This is a genomic window from Plantactinospora sp. BC1 (genome assembly GCF_003030345.1).
Taxonomy (GTDB): domain Bacteria; phylum Actinomycetota; class Actinomycetes; order Mycobacteriales; family Micromonosporaceae; genus Plantactinospora.
Map to the genome: position 1 here is coordinate 6,189,519 of NZ_CP028158.1, position 15,477 is coordinate 6,204,995.

Annotated in this window: 15 protein-coding genes and 1 pseudogene; 8 read left to right on the top strand and 8 right to left on the bottom strand. The window is 73.8% G+C overall.

All coding sequences use genetic code 11. From position 1 onward, the window contains the following. Positions 1-60: 60 nt before the first annotated feature. Together C6361_RS27215 and C6361_RS27220 are read left to right on the top strand one after the other, a co-directional pair. The gene (locus C6361_RS27215; RefSeq protein ID WP_107269432.1) at positions 61-717 is read left to right on the top strand and encodes an HNH endonuclease family protein; all 657 of its coding nucleotides are present in this window, start codon (positions 61-63) and stop codon (positions 715-717) included. Positions 718-790: 73 nt separating this feature from the next. Continuing rightward, positions 791-4,003 (top strand): BTAD domain-containing putative transcriptional regulator, encoded by a 3,213-nt coding sequence (locus C6361_RS27220; RefSeq protein ID WP_107269433.1) that lies wholly within the window; start codon positions 791-793, stop codon positions 4,001-4,003. Positions 4,004-4,018: 15 nt separating this feature from the next. Here C6361_RS27220 and C6361_RS27225 read toward each other — a convergent pair whose 3' ends face one another. Continuing rightward, complete coding sequence (locus tag C6361_RS27225; RefSeq protein ID WP_107269434.1) at positions 4,019-4,588, bottom strand: dihydrofolate reductase family protein; 570 nt, start codon at positions 4,586-4,588, stop codon at positions 4,019-4,021. Positions 4,589-4,765: 177 nt separating this feature from the next. Between C6361_RS27225 and C6361_RS27230 the strand changes: the two genes are divergently transcribed. Then, complete coding sequence (locus C6361_RS27230) at positions 4,766-5,188, top strand: GNAT family N-acetyltransferase (protein WP_107269435.1); 423 nt, start codon at positions 4,766-4,768, stop codon at positions 5,186-5,188. A gap of 53 nt (positions 5,189-5,241) precedes the next feature. Here C6361_RS27230 and C6361_RS27235 read toward each other — a convergent pair whose 3' ends face one another. The 3 genes from C6361_RS27235 to C6361_RS27245 all read right to left on the bottom strand — a co-directional run bounded on the left by C6361_RS27235 (position 5,242) and on the right by C6361_RS27245 (position 6,977). Further along, positions 5,242-5,496, bottom strand: coding sequence for a Smr/MutS family protein (locus tag C6361_RS27235; RefSeq protein WP_101368268.1), 255 nt, complete (start codon positions 5,494-5,496; stop codon positions 5,242-5,244). Positions 5,497-5,560: 64 nt separating this feature from the next. Beyond that, positions 5,561-5,929, bottom strand: a complete 369-nt coding sequence (locus C6361_RS27240; RefSeq protein ID WP_107261122.1) for a M48 family metallopeptidase — start codon at positions 5,927-5,929, stop codon at positions 5,561-5,563. Between the two features lie 289 nt (positions 5,930-6,218). Next, positions 6,219-6,977, bottom strand: a complete 759-nt coding sequence (locus C6361_RS27245; protein WP_107269436.1) for an ROK family protein — start codon at positions 6,975-6,977, stop codon at positions 6,219-6,221. Between the two features lie 64 nt (positions 6,978-7,041). On the opposite strand from C6361_RS27245, the gene C6361_RS27250 reads away from it, so the two are divergent. The 4 genes and pseudogenes from C6361_RS27250 to C6361_RS27265 all read left to right on the top strand — a co-directional run bounded on the left by C6361_RS27250 (position 7,042) and on the right by C6361_RS27265 (position 11,104). After that, a complete protein-coding gene (locus C6361_RS27250) occupies positions 7,042-8,715 on the top strand; it encodes an ABC-F family ATP-binding cassette domain-containing protein (protein WP_107269437.1) in 1,674 nt (557 codons plus the stop codon). 69 nt (positions 8,716-8,784) lie between these two features. Further along, positions 8,785-9,033 (top strand): annotated as a pseudogene (locus tag C6361_RS27255) (hypothetical protein); the annotation flags it as partial. Between the two features lie 189 nt (positions 9,034-9,222). Further along, positions 9,223-9,945, top strand: a complete 723-nt coding sequence (locus tag C6361_RS27260) for a methyltransferase domain-containing protein (RefSeq protein ID WP_107264270.1) — start codon at positions 9,223-9,225, stop codon at positions 9,943-9,945. Between the two features lie 226 nt (positions 9,946-10,171). Continuing rightward, positions 10,172-11,104, top strand: coding sequence for an NADP-dependent oxidoreductase (locus tag C6361_RS27265; RefSeq protein ID WP_107271212.1), 933 nt, complete (start codon positions 10,172-10,174; stop codon positions 11,102-11,104). 212 nt (positions 11,105-11,316) lie between these two features. Here C6361_RS27265 and C6361_RS27270 read toward each other — a convergent pair whose 3' ends face one another. Then, a complete protein-coding gene (locus C6361_RS27270) occupies positions 11,317-11,994 on the bottom strand; it encodes a Crp/Fnr family transcriptional regulator (RefSeq protein ID WP_107261132.1) in 678 nt (225 codons plus the stop codon). Between the two features lie 103 nt (positions 11,995-12,097). On the opposite strand from C6361_RS27270, the gene C6361_RS27275 reads away from it, so the two are divergent. Beyond that, a complete protein-coding gene (locus C6361_RS27275; protein ID WP_107261134.1) occupies positions 12,098-12,385 on the top strand; it encodes a YciI family protein in 288 nt (95 codons plus the stop codon). Between the two features lie 13 nt (positions 12,386-12,398). On the opposite strand, the gene C6361_RS27280 is transcribed toward C6361_RS27275, so the two are convergent. From C6361_RS27280 to C6361_RS27290, 3 genes are all read right to left on the bottom strand, one after another. Further along, positions 12,399-13,361: an alpha/beta fold hydrolase gene (locus tag C6361_RS27280; protein ID WP_107269438.1), complete on the bottom strand. Its 963-nt coding sequence runs from the start codon at positions 13,359-13,361 to the stop codon at positions 12,399-12,401. Between the two features lie 208 nt (positions 13,362-13,569). After that, positions 13,570-14,403: an ABC transporter permease gene (locus C6361_RS27285; protein WP_107269439.1), complete on the bottom strand. Its 834-nt coding sequence runs from the start codon at positions 14,401-14,403 to the stop codon at positions 13,570-13,572. Beyond that, positions 14,400-15,440, bottom strand: a complete 1,041-nt coding sequence (locus C6361_RS27290; RefSeq protein WP_107269440.1) for an ATP-binding cassette domain-containing protein — start codon at positions 15,438-15,440, stop codon at positions 14,400-14,402. The genes C6361_RS27285 and C6361_RS27290 overlap by 4 nt, the downstream gene beginning before the upstream one ends. Between the last annotated feature and the right edge of the window lie 37 nt (positions 15,441-15,477).

The window sequence follows — 15,477 nt, forward strand, 5'->3', positions numbered from 1 at the left end:
GGTCACGATGATCGGTTACGTTGATCTCTCCCGTACCCCCAGAGCCTTCGGGAGGCATCCGTGCCGTTCATCCGCCGTCGCCGTATCCGGCGCACCCTCACCGCCACCGCCGCCGTCACGGCGATCACCGCGTCCCTGCTGGTCGCCACCCCGGCCGGCGCCGCCCCGCCCGGCATCCCCGCCAAGGCCACCGCCCAGTCCAACCTGAACGCGCTCACCGTCGCCACCCAGGGGTCGATGACCGGCTACAGCCGCGACCTCTTCCCACACTGGAGCACCGTCAGCGGGGCCTGCAACACCCGGGAGACGGTGCTGCGGCGCGACGGCAGCGGGGTGGGTGTGGACAGCTCCTGCTACCCGACCTCGGGTAGCTGGTACAGCCCGTACGACGGGGCGACCTGGAGCGACCCGGCCGACGTCGACATCGACCACGTCGTGCCGCTCGCCGAGGCGTGGCGTTCCGGGGCCAGCTCGTGGACCACCAGCCGCCGGCAGTCCTTCGCCAACGACCTGAACGGGCCGCAACTGATCGCCGTCACCGACAACGTGAACCAGGCCAAGGGCGACCAGGACCCGTCCACCTGGAAGCCGAGCCGCACCGCCTACCACTGCACGTACGCCAAGATGTGGATCCGGACCAAATACAACTGGGGCCTGCGGTTGCAGTCGGCGGAGAAGAGCGCCCTGCAGACCATGCTGAACACCTGCTCCTCCTGACCGACCTGACGATGTTGGCGAACGTCGCCGCCGTGGCGGCGACGTTCGCCCGCGACTTCCGTAGCCTGGGTCGGTGCGATTCGGGGTGTTGGGGCCGCTGGCCGTCTGGACCGACCACGGTGCGCCGGTCACCATCCCCGGCCGGAAGGTGCGGGCCCTCCTGGCCGACCTGCTGATCTCGCCGGGACGCCCGGTCTCGATGGACCGGCTGGTCGAGGACCTCTGGGGTACGGCGGCGCCGGCCGACCCGACCGCCGCGCTGCACGTACGGGTCTCGCAACTGCGCCGGGCACTGGCCGGAGCCGAGCCGGCCGCCCGCGATCTGGTCGTCTCGCGGCCACCCGGGTACGAGCTGCGGGCCGGCCCCGACGCGGTCGACGCGGCGACCTTCACCACACTGCTCGGACAGGCGCAGGCGGCCGACGACCCGGGTACCCGGGCCGGGCTGCTCGCCGACGCGCTGGCCCTGTGGCGGGGTCCCGCGCTGGCCGACTTCGCCGACGAGGAGTTCGCCCGTACCGCCGTGGCGCGCTGGGAGGAGCAGCGGGCCACCGCCGTGGAGGCGTACGCGGAGGCGCGGCTCGAACTCGGCGAGCACGCCGAACTCGTCGGCGAGCTGACCGAGCAGGTGGCCCGGCACCCGTACCGGGAACGGCTGCGCGCGGCGCAGATCCGGGCGCTGCACCGCTCCGGCCGCACCGGCGAGGCGCTGGAGAGCTTCCAGGAGCTGCGGCGCGGCCTCGCCGACGAGCTGGGACTCGACCCGGGGCCGGAGTTGGCGGCGCTGCACCGGGCGATCCTCGCCGGTGACCCGGCCGAGGACCCGCCCGCACCGGCCCGGCGGCGGTTGCGGGCCGGCACTGCCCTGCCGGCACCGGTGACCGAGCTGATCGGCCGCGACCACGCCGTGCGGCGGGTACGCGAACTGCTCACCGCCGGCCGGCTGGTCACGCTGACCGGGCCGGGCGGGGTGGGCAAGACCAGCGTGGCGACCGAGGTCGCCCGGACGCTGACCGAGGCGTACCCGGACGGGGTCTGGCTGGTCGACCTGACCACCTGGGACGGGTCGGGCGAGCCGGCCGAGCCGCTCCTCGGCGTACTCCGTATTCCGGACGGTCCGGACGGTGCGGAGCCGCCGGGCGAACGGCTGGTGACCGCCCTGCGGGAGCGGCGGACGCTGCTGGTGCTGGACAACTGCGAACACGTCGTCGAGCCGGTGGCCGGGCTGGTCGGCGAGCTGCTGCCGGCCGCACCCGGGCTGCGGGTGCTGGCCACCAGCCGGGAACCGCTGCGGCTGCGCGGCGAGACCCGCTGGGAGCTGCCGCCGCTGGACCTCCCCGACACCGACGACCCGGACCGGCTGGCCGGGTCCGCCGCCGTGCGGCTCTTCCTGGCCCGCGCCGGCCTGGAGCCGGCACCGGAGACGGTCGCCGAGGTGGCCGAGGTGTGCCGGCGGCTGGACGGCATCCCGCTGGCGCTGGAGCTGGCCGCGACCCGGGTACCGGTGCTGGGCGTGGCCGAGCTGGCGGCCCGGTTGCAGGTGCCGCAGGACCGGTTCGGGCTGCTCGCCACCGGCCCGCGCGACGCACCGGCCCGACAACGCACCCTGGCCGCGGTCATCGACTGGAGCTGGCAACTGCTGACCGAACCGGAGCGGGCGGTACTGCGCGGGCTGGCCGTGCACTCCGGCGGCTGCACGCTGACCGCCGCCGAGGCGGTCTGCGCCGGAGACGGCACGCCGGCCGGTGAGGTGCTCGAACTGCTGGCCGGGCTGGTCGACCGTTCGCTGGTGGTACGCGCCAGCGCGCCGACCGGCGGCGACGGCCCACGGTTCCGGCTGCTGGAGTCGGTCTCCGCGTACTGCCTGGTGCGGCTCCGCGAGGCCGGCGAGGAGGAGTCGCTGCGACGCCGGCACGCCGACCACTACCTGGCGCTGGCCGAGCGGGCCGACCCGGAACTGCGCGGTCCCGGCCAGCGGGAGTGGCTGCGCCGGCTGGACGCCGAGGCCGCGAACCTGCGGGCCGCCGGGGAGACGTTCCGGCGCGAGGGTGCGGCCGAACCGGCGCTGCGGCTGGCCAGCGCCCTGGTCTGGTACCGGTTCCTGCGCGGCCGGCTCACCGAGGCCCGTCGGGCGCTGGCCGGCGCGCTCGGCGTACCCGGTGAGGTGCCGGACGTGGTCCGGGCCGGCGCCGAAGCGTGGCACGCCGGCCTGGCGATCCGGCAGGGTCAGGCCGGTCCGGAGCTGGCGGCGGAGGTGCTCCGCGGCTACGACAAGGTGCCGGACCCGCTCGGCCGGGCCCGGGCGGAATGGTTCCTCGCCATGTCGACGATCGACTTCGGGGATCTGACTGGCACCGGCGAACTGCTGGCCCGGGCGCTGGAGACGTTCCGGGCCGCCGGGGACCGGTGGGGCGAGGCGGCGGTGCTGAGCAACCGGGCGATGCTCGGGCACATCCGGGCCGACCCGGCCGCGCTGGAAGCCGACGCACGGCGCGGCGCCGAACTCTTCACCGAGATCGGCGACGACTGGGGGTTGCTGCAAGCGACCGACTGGCTGATCGGCCTCGCCGACCTGACCGGCGACCGGGCCGAGGCGGCCCGGCTGAGCCGGCAGGGCCTGCGGATCGCCGAGGAGCTGGGGCTCTGGTCCGATGTGGCCGGTCGGCTCGGCTGGCTCGGTTGGATCTCGACGCGGCTCGGCGACCACCCGCGCGCGATCGAGTACGCCGAGCAGGCGCGGCGGTTCTCCGCCGAGCAGGGGCAACCCTCCGGCGAGGTCTTCGCCACCATCACGCTGGCCTTCGCCGCCCGCCGCGACGGCCGGCTCGACCTGGCCGACCAGCATCTGCGCTGGCTGCTCGCCACCGGCCGGCAACAGCAGAGCGGGGACGGGCACCCGCCGTACCTGGCGATGGTGCTGATCGAACTGGGCCTGTTGACCGGCGAGCGCGGTGATCCGGCGGCGGCGCTGGCCTGGCACCGGGAGGCGTTCGACGTGGCCCGGGCGCAGGATTCGGGGCCGGAGATGGCGTCCGCGCTGGCCGGCATGGCCGACGCGCTGGTCCGGGCCGGGCGGGCCGAGCAGGCCGGCCGACTGCTCGGCGCCGCCGACGCCGCCCGCCGGGAGTCCGACTACCGGCTCGCCGACCCGGACCGGGCCGAGCTGGACCGGCTCACGGCGGCGGTCCGGGCCGCCACCGGACCGGACTTCGACCGGCTCTTCGCGGACGGTGGCGGTCTCACGACGGCTCAGGCCCGGTCCCTGGTGGACGGGGACCGGGCCTGACGTCGGCTGCCGGGCCTACTTGGGTACGTAGATGTGCACGACGATGCCGGAGTCGAACCGCTCGACGTCGGCGAGCTTCAGGTGCGTGGTGTCGAACCCGGCGCCCTCGAAGAGGTGCTTGCCGGCGCCGACGACGACCGGGAAATACCAGAAGTGGAACTCGTCGACCAGGCCGTGCTGCACCAGCGTGCGGTCGAGCTCGCCGGTGCCCCACTTCAGGATGTTCCGGCCGGGCTGCTCCTTCAGCTTGGCCACCTCCTCGGCCACGTCACCCTTCAGCAGGGTCGCGTTCCAGGTGGTCTCGGTGAGGGTGCGCGAGGCGACGTACTTCGGCATCGCGTTCATCACGTCGGCGTGCGGGTCGCCGGCTTGGGAGGACCACGCCTCGGCGAACCCCTCGTACGTCACCCGGCCCAGCAGCATCGCGTCGCCGGACTCCATCAGCTTCTGGGCGTAGCCGGCGTGGTCGGCGTCCCAGTACGGCTGGCCCCAGTGCTGTGGCTGCGCCCGGGACGCCGTCGAGGGGCGGGTGTCGTCGATGATCCCGTCCAGCGAAACGAAGGTCGACTCGATGATCTTGCGCATGGTCTCTGCTCCCTGTGGTCCGTGCCGGCGTTTCCCGTTGCCGCCCGCCCGATGACCTCACTCTGCCGCCGACGCCTTACGGTTTCCTTCCGCCGGCCCTACGGTGCCGCAGGCCGCCCTTACGGTGCCGCAGGGCCGCCCTTACGGTGCCGCAGGCTGTGACCTACGGTGCTTCCCGTGGCTGACGTGACCCTGCGGACGGCGGATGCCGCCGACGTTCCGGCCGTACTCGACCTGTGGCAGAGGGCGGCCGAGGACGCGCACCGGCCGGTCGACACGGCGGCGGCCGTGCACCGGCTCGTCGCGCGCGACCCCGAGGCGCTGATCCTCGCCGTACGCGGCCCGGCGCTGGTCGGCTCGGTCGTCGCGGGATTCGACGGGTGGCGGTGTCACCTCTACCGGCTGGCGGTGGTGCCGGAATGCCGTGGCCAGGGGGTCGGGCGGCTGCTGGTGGAGACGGCGGAGGAACGGTTCCGGCAGCTCGGCGCTGGCCGGGTCGACGCGATGGTGCTCGACGACAACGCGCTGGCGCACCGGGCCTGGCGGGCGCTGGGCTACCAGCCGCAGGCCGAGTGGTCGCGCTGGGTCAAGCCACTGTGAGTGCCGGTGATGTCAAGCCACCGTGAGTGCCGGCGATCCGAGAACGCCGCCCCCTACTTCCAGCGGAAGTGTACGAAGAGGCGGCCGAAGTTCTTGGAGTCCTTCTCGACCCGGTGGTAGAGCTGCTTGATCTCCTTCTGGTCGAGGAAGCGCAGCACCCGCTTCTTGAGCTGCCCCGACCCCTTGCCCGGGATGATCTCGACCATGGTCGCCTTCTTGGCCACCGCCTCGTCCATGATCCCGCGCAGCGCCCGGTCGATGTCGTGACCCTTGTTGAAGATGTCGTGCAGGTCGAGCTTGAGTTTCATCGGCGGGTCACCGGCCGGGCAGCGTCCATGGCACCCGATCGTAGGCGCAGCAGCGGACCGGCGGTCACCGTCGACCGCCGACCCGGGTCTCGACCCGCTCCAGGGCGATCCGGTAGTCGTCGTTCTCCGCGTACATCGCGGCGGCGATCCGGAGGTGCCGGAGGGCCTCCTCCGGGCGGCCGACCCGCTCCAGGGTGCGGCCCAGCACGTGGTGCGCGTAGTGGTCGCTCGGGTCGCGCTGCACCAGGGTGCGCAACTGCTCCTCGGCCCGGGCGAGCTGGGCCGTCTGGAAGTACGCCCGGGCCAGCAACTGGCGTACGGAGGCGTTGTCCGGCTCGGCCTCGACGATGGGCTCCAGCAACCGGGCAGCCCCGGACGGGTCCCCGGTCTCGAAGTACATGGTCGCCCGCCGGTACTCGGCCAGAAGATCCACTAGACCCACCTCCTCGTGTCGCGACTACTTTCCCCCGACGCTGGCACAACACCGCCAGTACCGCGACTGTTCCGATCCACGAGATCGTGAGGCCGGCGGCCTGCCCGCCGCCGCGCTCGGGCGCCCGCTGTCGACCTGGACATCCGGTGCGTCATCCGCGCCGGATAACGCCCTTGGTGTCCAGGTCGACAGCGGCTCGGGTACCGCGGCAGCCGGAGCGTCGTGATCGTCTAGGCGCGCCGGCAGCCCGCCTTCGCCGCGCTGCCGGTGGAAGGCCAGGTGAGCTCCGTCAACGCCAGCCGGGGCGCAGCTCCCAGGCGCGTACCCCGCCGATGATGCCGGCGCTGTTCGGCACCACCACCACGTCGTCGCCCATCCGGGCCAGCTGCTCCGGCCGGACCAGCCGGGAGTTGCCGCCGCCCAGATAGAGCCGGTCCCAGAGGAAGACCGGGCGCAGCCCGTCCACCACGCCCCGGACCCGGCGGGACCAGAACGCGTCGCCGAGCCGGCGCCGCTCGTGCTCACCGATGTAGGTGTCGTAGCTCATCCCCCACCGCACCGGCGCCTGCGACAGCTCCAGGTGCGGGGCGAGCTGCCCGCCGTCGAAGAGCGCGCAGCCCAGCCCGGTGCCGAGGGTCAGCACCAGTTCCAGGCCAGTCCCGGCGACCACCCCGGCGCCGTGCACCTCGGCGTCGTTGAGCACCAACGTCGGCAGCCCGAACGCGTCGGTGAGCGCACTGCGCACGTCGAAGCCGGACCACTCGGCGACCAGCTCCGGGTCGGGCTTCGTGCGCGGCCCGGCCCGGGTGACGTAGTGCGGGGTGGCCACCACGACGCCGTGCCGGAGCATCCCGGGCATCCCGACGGTGACCCGGTCCGCCGCCGGCAGCCGGCCGCCGAGCGCGAGCAGGGTCTTGACGAAGAGCGCGGTCGGCAACGGGTACGGGGTCGGCACCCGCAGCGGCCGGGTACGCATCGTGCCGGCGTCGTCGAGTACGGACGCCTTGATGCCGCCACCGCCGCAGTCGATCGCCAACGTGGTCATCACAGGGATCAGTCTGCTCCTCCACCGCCGGGTCGCACCTGCCCGGGCGGATAGCATCTGAACTCTCATGAGCGCCACACTGATCGCCAAGGACCTCGCCGCCGGACACGGCGACCGGGTCCTCTTCGCCGACCTCGAACTCGTCGTCGCCCCCGGTGACGTGATCGGGGTCGTCGGGGTCAACGGCGCGGGCAAGTCCACGCTGCTGCGTACCCTGGCCGGGCTGCAACCGCTCGAACACGGCACCCTGGCCCTCAACCCGCCGTCGGCGAGCGTCGGCCACCTGCCGCAGGAACCCGACCGGCGCCTGGGCGAGACGGTCCGGGCCTTCCTCGGCCGGCGTACCGGGGTGACCGCCGCGCAGGCCGAACTCGACGCCGCGACCGAGGCGCTGACCGACGGCGTCCACGGGGCCGACGACCGGTACGCGACCGCGCTGGAGCGCTGGCTCGCCCTCGGCGGCGCCGACCTGGCCGAGCGGGCCGACCAGATCGCCGCCGAACTGGGGCTGGCGGTCGACCTGGAGCAGCCGATGACGGCGCTCTCCGGCGGTCAGGCGGCCCGGGCGGGACTGGCGTCGCTGCTGCTCAGCCGCTACGACATCTTCCTGCTCGACGAGCCGACCAACGATCTCGACCTGGCCGGCCTGGACCGGCTGGAGGAGTTCGTCACCGGGCTGCGCGCCGGCACGGTACTGGTCAGCCACGATCGCGAGTTCCTGACCCGGACGGTGACCCGGGTCCTCGAACTCGACCTGCACCAGCAGCAGGTACGGCACTACGGCGGCGGCTACGCGGCCTACCTGGAGGAGCGCGAGGTGGCGCGCCGGCACGCCCGTGCCGACTACGAGGAGTACGCCGACACCCGCGCCGCACTGGAGGCCCGGGCCCGGTCCCAGCGGGCCTGGATGGAGAAGGGCGTCAAGAACGCCCGGCGGAAGGCGACCGACAACGACAAGATCGGCCGGAAGTTCCGGACCGAGGCGACCGAGAAGCAGGCCGCCAAGGCCCGGCAGACCGAACGGCTGATCGAGCGGTTGGACGTGGTCGAGGAGCCGCGCAAGGAGTGGCAGCTCAAGATGGAGATCGCCGCCGCGCCCCGGGCCGGTGCGGTGGTGGCGGCGCTGCGCGGTGCCCTCGTCCGGCGCGGCGACTTCACCCTCGGCCCGGTCGACCTCCAGGTGGACTGGGCCGACCGAGTGGTGATCACCGGCGCCAACGGCTCGGGGAAGTCGACGCTGCTCGCCGCCCTGCTGGGCCGGCTGCCGCTGGACGACGGGCACGGCTCGCTCGGCCCGGGGGTGGTGGTCGGCGAGGTCGACCAGGCCCGGGGACTCTTCGTCGGCGGCGAGCCGCTGCTGGACGCCTTCGGCGCCGCCGTACCGGAGCTGAACCCGGCCGACGTGCGGACCCTGCTGGCCAAGTTCGGGCTGCGCGCCGCGCACGTGCTGCGGCCCGCCGACACCCTCTCGCCGGGCGAGCGGACCCGGGCGGCGCTGGCCCTGCTCCAGGCCCGGGGAGTGAACCTCCTGGTCCTGGACGAGCCGACCAACCACCTCGACCTGCCGGCGATCGAGCAGCTCGAATCGGCGCTGGAGTCGTACCCGGGAACGCTGTTGCTGGTCACCCACGACCGCCGGATGCTGGAGACGGTCCGGGCCGACCGGCACGTCCGGGTCGACGGCGGCCGGGTCACCGAGGAGATCCGGCGCGCGACCGCCGAACGGCGGCGCCGCCGCTGAACGAGAGTCCCGGCGAGCGCCGCATCGATCCCCGTTTCTGCCGCCGCCCGGCTGGGCAAGAACTACTCCATGCTCAGATGGGAGTACGCCCTGTTGGTGCGTCGGCGCCAGCCCCGGCTCGACGACACCGGCTGGGAACTCGCTTACACCTGGTACGGCCCGGATGGCGCCGTGCTCGACGTCTCCCCGTACGGGGACACCGCGCTCGCCCACCTCAACCGGGCCGGTGCCCAGGGTTGGGAGCTGGTCTCGGTGACCGAGGACGGCAACATGCAGGGCAGCGCCGAACTGCACCGTTACCACCTCAAACGGGTACTCCGGGCGGTCGCCTCCCGGCCGAGGATGCGCAACCTGGGGCGGGCCGGCCGACGCGCCAGCACCGGGTGAGGCGTGCACCCTCCACCGGGTGAGGCGTGCAGCCGCCACCGGATCAGGCGTGCAGCCGCCAGCGGGTGAGGCGAGGCGTAGACCGGACGATTCCGGGTAGCCGGCGTCCGGGAGGTGGTGATGGTCGCGCAACTGCACAGGGCGCCCTCCGGGGAACGGTTGCGGGCGATCGACGAGTTCCTCGGCATGGCCTACGCCGACCTCGTCAAGCACGACGACCGGCTGCGCGGCACGGCGGTGGAGGTACGGTTCGACCGGGGCGTCGCACACCTGACCGGCGATGCGGCCGACCGGGACGAGCTGGCGCTGATCCGGCGACTCGTCGGCCGGCTCGACGGCGTACTCGCCGTCTGGTCCCGGGTACGGGTGGCCGGCCGGGACCCGGTGGTGATGGATCTCGGCTGCGGCGCCGCGAAGCAGTACCCCGGCAACCTCGGTCTCGACCTGCGGGTGGCCCCGGGGGTGGACGCCCAGGCCGATCTCTCCGGCCCGTTGCCGCTGGCCGGCGACTCGGTCGACGTGATCTTCACGGTGCACATCCTGGAGCACCTGATCGACTTCCTGACCCTGGTCGACGAGTGCCATCGGGTACTCCGGCCCGGTGGCGTACTGCACGTGATGAGCCCCTGGTGGGGCCATGTCAACGCGGTCGCCGACCCGACCCACGTACGCCTGCTGGACGTGCAGACGATCAAGCACATCTGCCAGCGCCATCCCGGTGCGCCCCGGTGGTATCCGCTGCACGCCGGCTGCGACGGCGCGTCGATCTTCGCCGACCTGACTCCGCTGGGCCCGGACGACCCCGGCCCGGACCCCGGCCACCTGGCCCGGTTCTTCGACTGAGCCGGCCGGCTCCAGGGCCGCCGGTCGCGGATCTCGTACCCGTCGGTCGCCGAGACGGTCCACGTCGTCGCTGGCCGGGGCCGGACCGGCCTGGCCCGCCGTCGTCTCCGGCCCGCAGCGCGCAGGTACCGGGCGAGCCGGAAGGCATGTAGCGCAGCCCGGCGGGAAAGCACCGGTGTCGGAGCGGGTGAAGCGTTCGGGGGAGGGCCGGTAGATGCGTGCCGTGATGTCTGAGTCCTTTGGGGCCATGCCGGAGGTCCGGGAGATGCCGGAGCCGACGCCCGGGGACGGCGAGGTGAAAATCGAGGTACAGGCCTCGTCCCTGAACGGCTTCGACGCCAAGCTCGCCGGAGGCTTCCTGGCGGGCGAGATCGAGCACCAGTTTCCGGTGGTGCTCGGCCGGGACTTCTCCGGCATCGTGACCGAGGTCGGTCCGGGCGTCAGCGGGTTCATGCCCGGCGAGAAGGTCTTCGGGGTGGTGGCCAAGCCCGGGCTCGGCGACGGCTCGTTCGGCGAGTACGTGGTCGTACCGGAGGAGATCGGCCTCGCGCCGCTGCCCGCCGGGGTCGACTACCGGGCCGCCGGGGTGCTCGGCCTGGCCGGGGTCGCCGCGCTGGCCAGCGTGGACGCGGTCACGCCGGGGCACGGCGAGACGGTGCTGATCTCCGGGGCCACCGGCGGGGTGGGCCACTACGCCGTCCAGCTCGCCGCCGCCCGGGGAGCCACGGTGATCGCCACCGCCGAGGCCGGCCCCGCCGCCGACCTGCTGCACGAACTCGGCGCCGCGCACACCGTGGACCACCGGGCCGACCTGGCCGCGCAGGTCCGCCAGCTCGCCCCGAACGGCGTGGACAGCGCCGTGCACCTGGCCGGTGACCCGGAGCTGATCGCCGACCTGGTCACCCCGGAGGGCAAGTTCTCCTCCACCCTGGGGGTGAGTGCCGAGCAGCTCGGCGACCGGCCGCTGAACGTCACCGCGATCGAGGCGATCCCGGACCGGATCGTGCTCGACCACCTCGCCACCGAGGCCGCCGCCGACCGGCTGCGCCCCTCCATCGCCCGCACCTATCTGCTGGACGAGGTTCCGCAGGCGTTCGCCGACTTCAACAACAGCGGTACCGTCGGCAAGCTCGCCGTGGCGATCGGCTCGGCCGGATAGCGGCCCGACCGACCCGGCACCCGCCAGCCGCGCACCGCGCCGGCCCACCGTCGCACCGGCCTGTGCGCCTCCCGGGCACGCCACCACCGGCCTGTCGCTCGCCAGCCGCGTCGTCGCCGGCCTGGCGCCCGCCAGCCGCGCCACCGCCGGCCCGTCGCTCGCCAGGCGGCCCGTTGCCAGCCTGTCGGTCGGGGCCGGCCGCGGCACGCCCGTCAGCTCGCCGCCGTGGCGCGCGCCGCCAGGAGTTCGGGTGCCAGCACCACCACCGCACCCGGCTCGACCCGGACCAGCCCGGCGTCGGCGAGGGTCCGCAGCGCCCGGTTGACCGTCACCCGGGTCATCCCGACCGACTCCGCCAGCCCCTGCTGCGCGCCGGGGAGCGGCACCCGGCGCCCGCTCCGGCCGGCCGCCGCGACGAGCCAGGCCGCCACCCGGGTCCCGGCATCGGCGTACGAGGTGCGCACCAGCTCCGCCTGCCGGTCCCGCAGCCGGCCGGCCAGGTGTCCGAGTACGTGCCGCCGCACCGCCGGTACGTCGTCGATCAGCCGGAGCAGCTCGCCGGCCGGCACCAGCCGGTAGCGCAACACGGTGGCGGCCAGCCAGGTCGCCGTGTACCCGCCGCCGTCCAGCACCGCGCTCTTGTCGACCGCGCACGGGCCGACGAAGTCGCCGAGCCGCAGCCGCTTCCCGTCGGCCGTCTCGTGCACCCCGGTCAGGGTGCCCGCCTCCACCACGATCACGTGCTCGGCGGGCTGTCCGCGTACCGCCAGCACCACGCCGGGCCGGACGGTTCGCGGCGCGGAACGGTCGAGCAGCCGGCGTAGCCGCGCCGGCCCGAGCCCGGCGAAGACGGGTACGTCGGCGAGTCGTCGCAGGTCCGTCGCTTCCATCCCTGAATTCTTCCCGACGGGCCGGGACGGCGCCGCGCCCGGTGTGGAGCGGCTGTATCAGCGGTTACTGCGGCCACCCCTCGGGCGGCCGTAGGGTCTGCACATGATCGTTGTGGAACTGCGCTTCACCGGCGACCCCTCCGCCCGACTGGCGGCCCGGCCGGCCCACCGGGAACTACTGGCCCGGCTGCACGCCGAGGGCGGCCTGCTGGCGGCCGGCCCGTGGGCGGACGACTCCGGCGCCCTGCTGCTCTTCGACGCGGACGAACCGGCGGTACGGGAGGCTCTGGACGCCGACCCCTACTACCGGGCACCCGGGGTCAGCGTGGTCGCGGTGCGGCCCTGGACGCCGGTCGTCGGCGGCCCGGCGAGCCTCGGGGGCGCCGCCTGAACCACGCCGTCCGCTACCGGCCGGAGCGCGGCTGGCCGGACTGCGGCTGGCCGGACTGCGGCTGGCCGGACTGCGGCTGGCCGGACTGCGGCTGGCCGGACTGCGGCTGGCCGGACTGCGGCTGGCCGGACTGCGGCTGGCCGGACTGCGGCTGCCTCGGCTGCGCGGCCGACACGGCCCAGTTGAGCGCGTAGTCGGCGACCTCTTCCCAGCCGGGCTGGCCCACCGTGTAGTGCGGCCGGCCGGGAAACTCCTTGTACCCGGTGACCGCGGTGGACTTCCGGTAGCGGCCGGCGGTCGCCTTGGTGACCGACGGCGGTACCACCCGGTCGGCGCCGCCGGCGATCAGCAGCAGCGGCGCCCGCCGCTCGTTGCCGAAGTCCACCCGCATCGCGGCCCGGGGGTTCAGGTTCGCCAGCGCCGCCTCGAAGAGCACGTGTCCGGCGGCCGGTACGTGGTAGCGCCGGTAGACCCGTTCCGCCTCGGCCCGGGACATCGTGTTGGTGAAGGCGTAGTGGAACTCGTCCAGACTCAGCGGTACGGCCCGGTGCCGGTTCGCCGGGTTGCGCAGCACCGGCAGGCTGGCCCGGAGCGTGGAGAGCGGCAGCCGGACCACTCCCTTGACCGCCGCCGAGTCGATCGCGACTCCGGCCGCACCCAGCCCCCGGTCCAGCAGCATCTGGGCGAACGCGCCGCCGAACGAGTGCCCCATGATGATCGGCGGGGTGGGCAGGTCCCGGATGATCCGCTCGTAGTGGTCGACGATCTGGTCCGAGGTCAACTCGGCGATCGGGGCGGAGTCGCGGCGCAACGCCTCGACGTCGGAGTCCATGCCGGGCCAGGCCGGCGTCAGCACCTGGAACCCGGCGGCGCGGTACCGGTCGGCCCAGTGCTCCCAACTCCGGGAGGTCAGCCAGAGGCCGTGGATCAGCACGACGGTGTCGGGTCGGGTCGGTTCAGCGGGGAGAAGGGGCATGATGTCCTCTTCCGCGTTCGGTGGCCGCTTCGCTTCCGGCCTGGCTGGTCCTGTTCCGATCTCGGCGCTTGCCGTCCGGTGACGGCGGTTCGCGATCTCGCCGCGGCTCGACCGTCCGCTGCCGGATACCCCTGACCGGCTGCCCCAACCCCGGCCGAGCCGGCCGTACGACCGCGCGTGGCGGACCGTACGGCCGGCGGGCCACCGGCTAGTGGTCGAGCTGCCGGTAGCGACGTACCGAGAGCGGCAGGAAGATCGCAGTCAGCAGTACCGGCCAGCCCAGCGCCAGCGCGACGGCGTGCCGACCGGTCCAGGAGTCACCGCCCCAGCCCGGGTTGCCGAAGAGTTCCCGGGTGGCGGAGATCGTCGCGGAGAGCGGGTTCGCCTCGGCCACCGCCCCGAGCCAGCCCGGCATGGTCTCCGGCGAGACGAGTGCGTTGGAGAGGAACAGCACCGGCCAGACCAGGATCTGCATCGCGACCACGGCCTCCGGGTTGCGCAACAGCAGCGCGAGGTAGATGCCGGCCCAGAGCACCGCGAACCGGAGCAGCAGGAGCAGTCCGAAGCCGGCCAGTGCGGAGGCCAGGCCACCGTGCCAGCGCCAGCCGACCGCGAGTCCACAGCCGACCATCACCGCCAGGCCGAGGGCGGCGTTGAGCAGGTCGGCGGCGCAGCGGCCGACCACCACCGCCGAGCGGGCCATCGGCATCGCCCGGAAGCGGTCGGTGATCCCCCGGGACGCGTCGGTGGCGACCGCGGTGTAGGTGGACTCGATGCCGAAGAGCATGGTCATCGCGAACATGCCCGGCATCAGGAACTCCCGGTAGTCGCCGCCGCCCGGCAGCGCCATGCCGCCGCCGAACAGGTAGCCGAACATCAGTACCACCATGATCGGGAAGAGCAGTCCGAGGACGACCTGCACCGGTTGCCTGGCCCAGTGCGCCAGGTCGCGGCGGGTGATCGTCCAACCGTCCGCGACCGCCCAGCGCAGCCGGTGCCGGCCCTGCCCGGGCGGGGACGGGATCGTCGTCGTCGTGGTCAAGGTGCCACCTTCCGCTGCTCGTCGTCGGTCCGCCCGCCGGGCCCAATGTGGAGTTCGCCGGGCTTTGGATTCGAGGGTCGGGTGCCGGTGCTGGTGCGGCTGCCGGTGAGGTGCAGGAAGACCTCGTCCAGGGTCGGCCGGCGCAGCGCGATGTCCTCGGCCGCGATGCCGTGCTCGTCCAGGCCGCGTACCAGCGCGGTGAGGGTGCCGATCCGGTCCCGTACCGGCGCGCTGATCCGCCGCTCGTCGTCGTCGCGTTCGACGGGACCGTCGGCGATCCGGCCGAGCAGCGTGGCCGCCGCCGGCAGGTCGTCGAGCCGGTGCAGGAGTACGTCGATCCGGTCGCCGCCGAGCCGGCTCTTCAGGGCGTCCGGCGTACCGTCGGCGACGATCCGACCGGCGTCGACGACCGAGATCCGGTCGGCGAGCTGGTCGGCCTCGTCGAGGTACTGGGTGGTGAGCAGCACCGTCGTACCGGCGTCCACCAGGGCCCGTACCGCCTCCCAGACCTCGTTGCGTCCGCGCGGGTCCAGCCCGGTCGTCGGCTCGTCGAGGAAGAGCACCGGCGGGGCCAGGATCAGCCCGGCGGCCAGGTCGAGCCGGCGCCGCACCCCGCCCGAGTACCGGCCGACCGGCCGGTCACCGGTGTCGGCCAGGCCGAACCGGTCCAGCAGTTCGTCCGCCCGACGGTCGGCGACGGCACCGGGCAGGTGGTAGAGCCGGCCGAACATCGCCAGGTTCTGCCGGCCGGAGAGGATCTCGTCGACCGCCGCGTGCTGGCCGACCAGCCCGATCCGGTAGCGGACCTGGTCGGGCTGGCGGGCCACGTCGTAGCCGGCCACCTCGGCCCGTCCGGCGTCGAACCGGAGCAGGGTGGCGAGGATGCGTACCGCCGTGGTCTTGCCGGCGCCGTTCGGCCCGAGCAGGCCGTGCACCGTACCGGTGGGGACGTGCAGGTCGAGCCCGTCCAGGGCGAGCCGGTCGCCGTACCGCTTGCGCAGCCCCTCGGTCCGGATCGCGAGAGCGTTGTCGTGCATGACCACCCCAAATCATGTACACCGTATAGAGTTGACG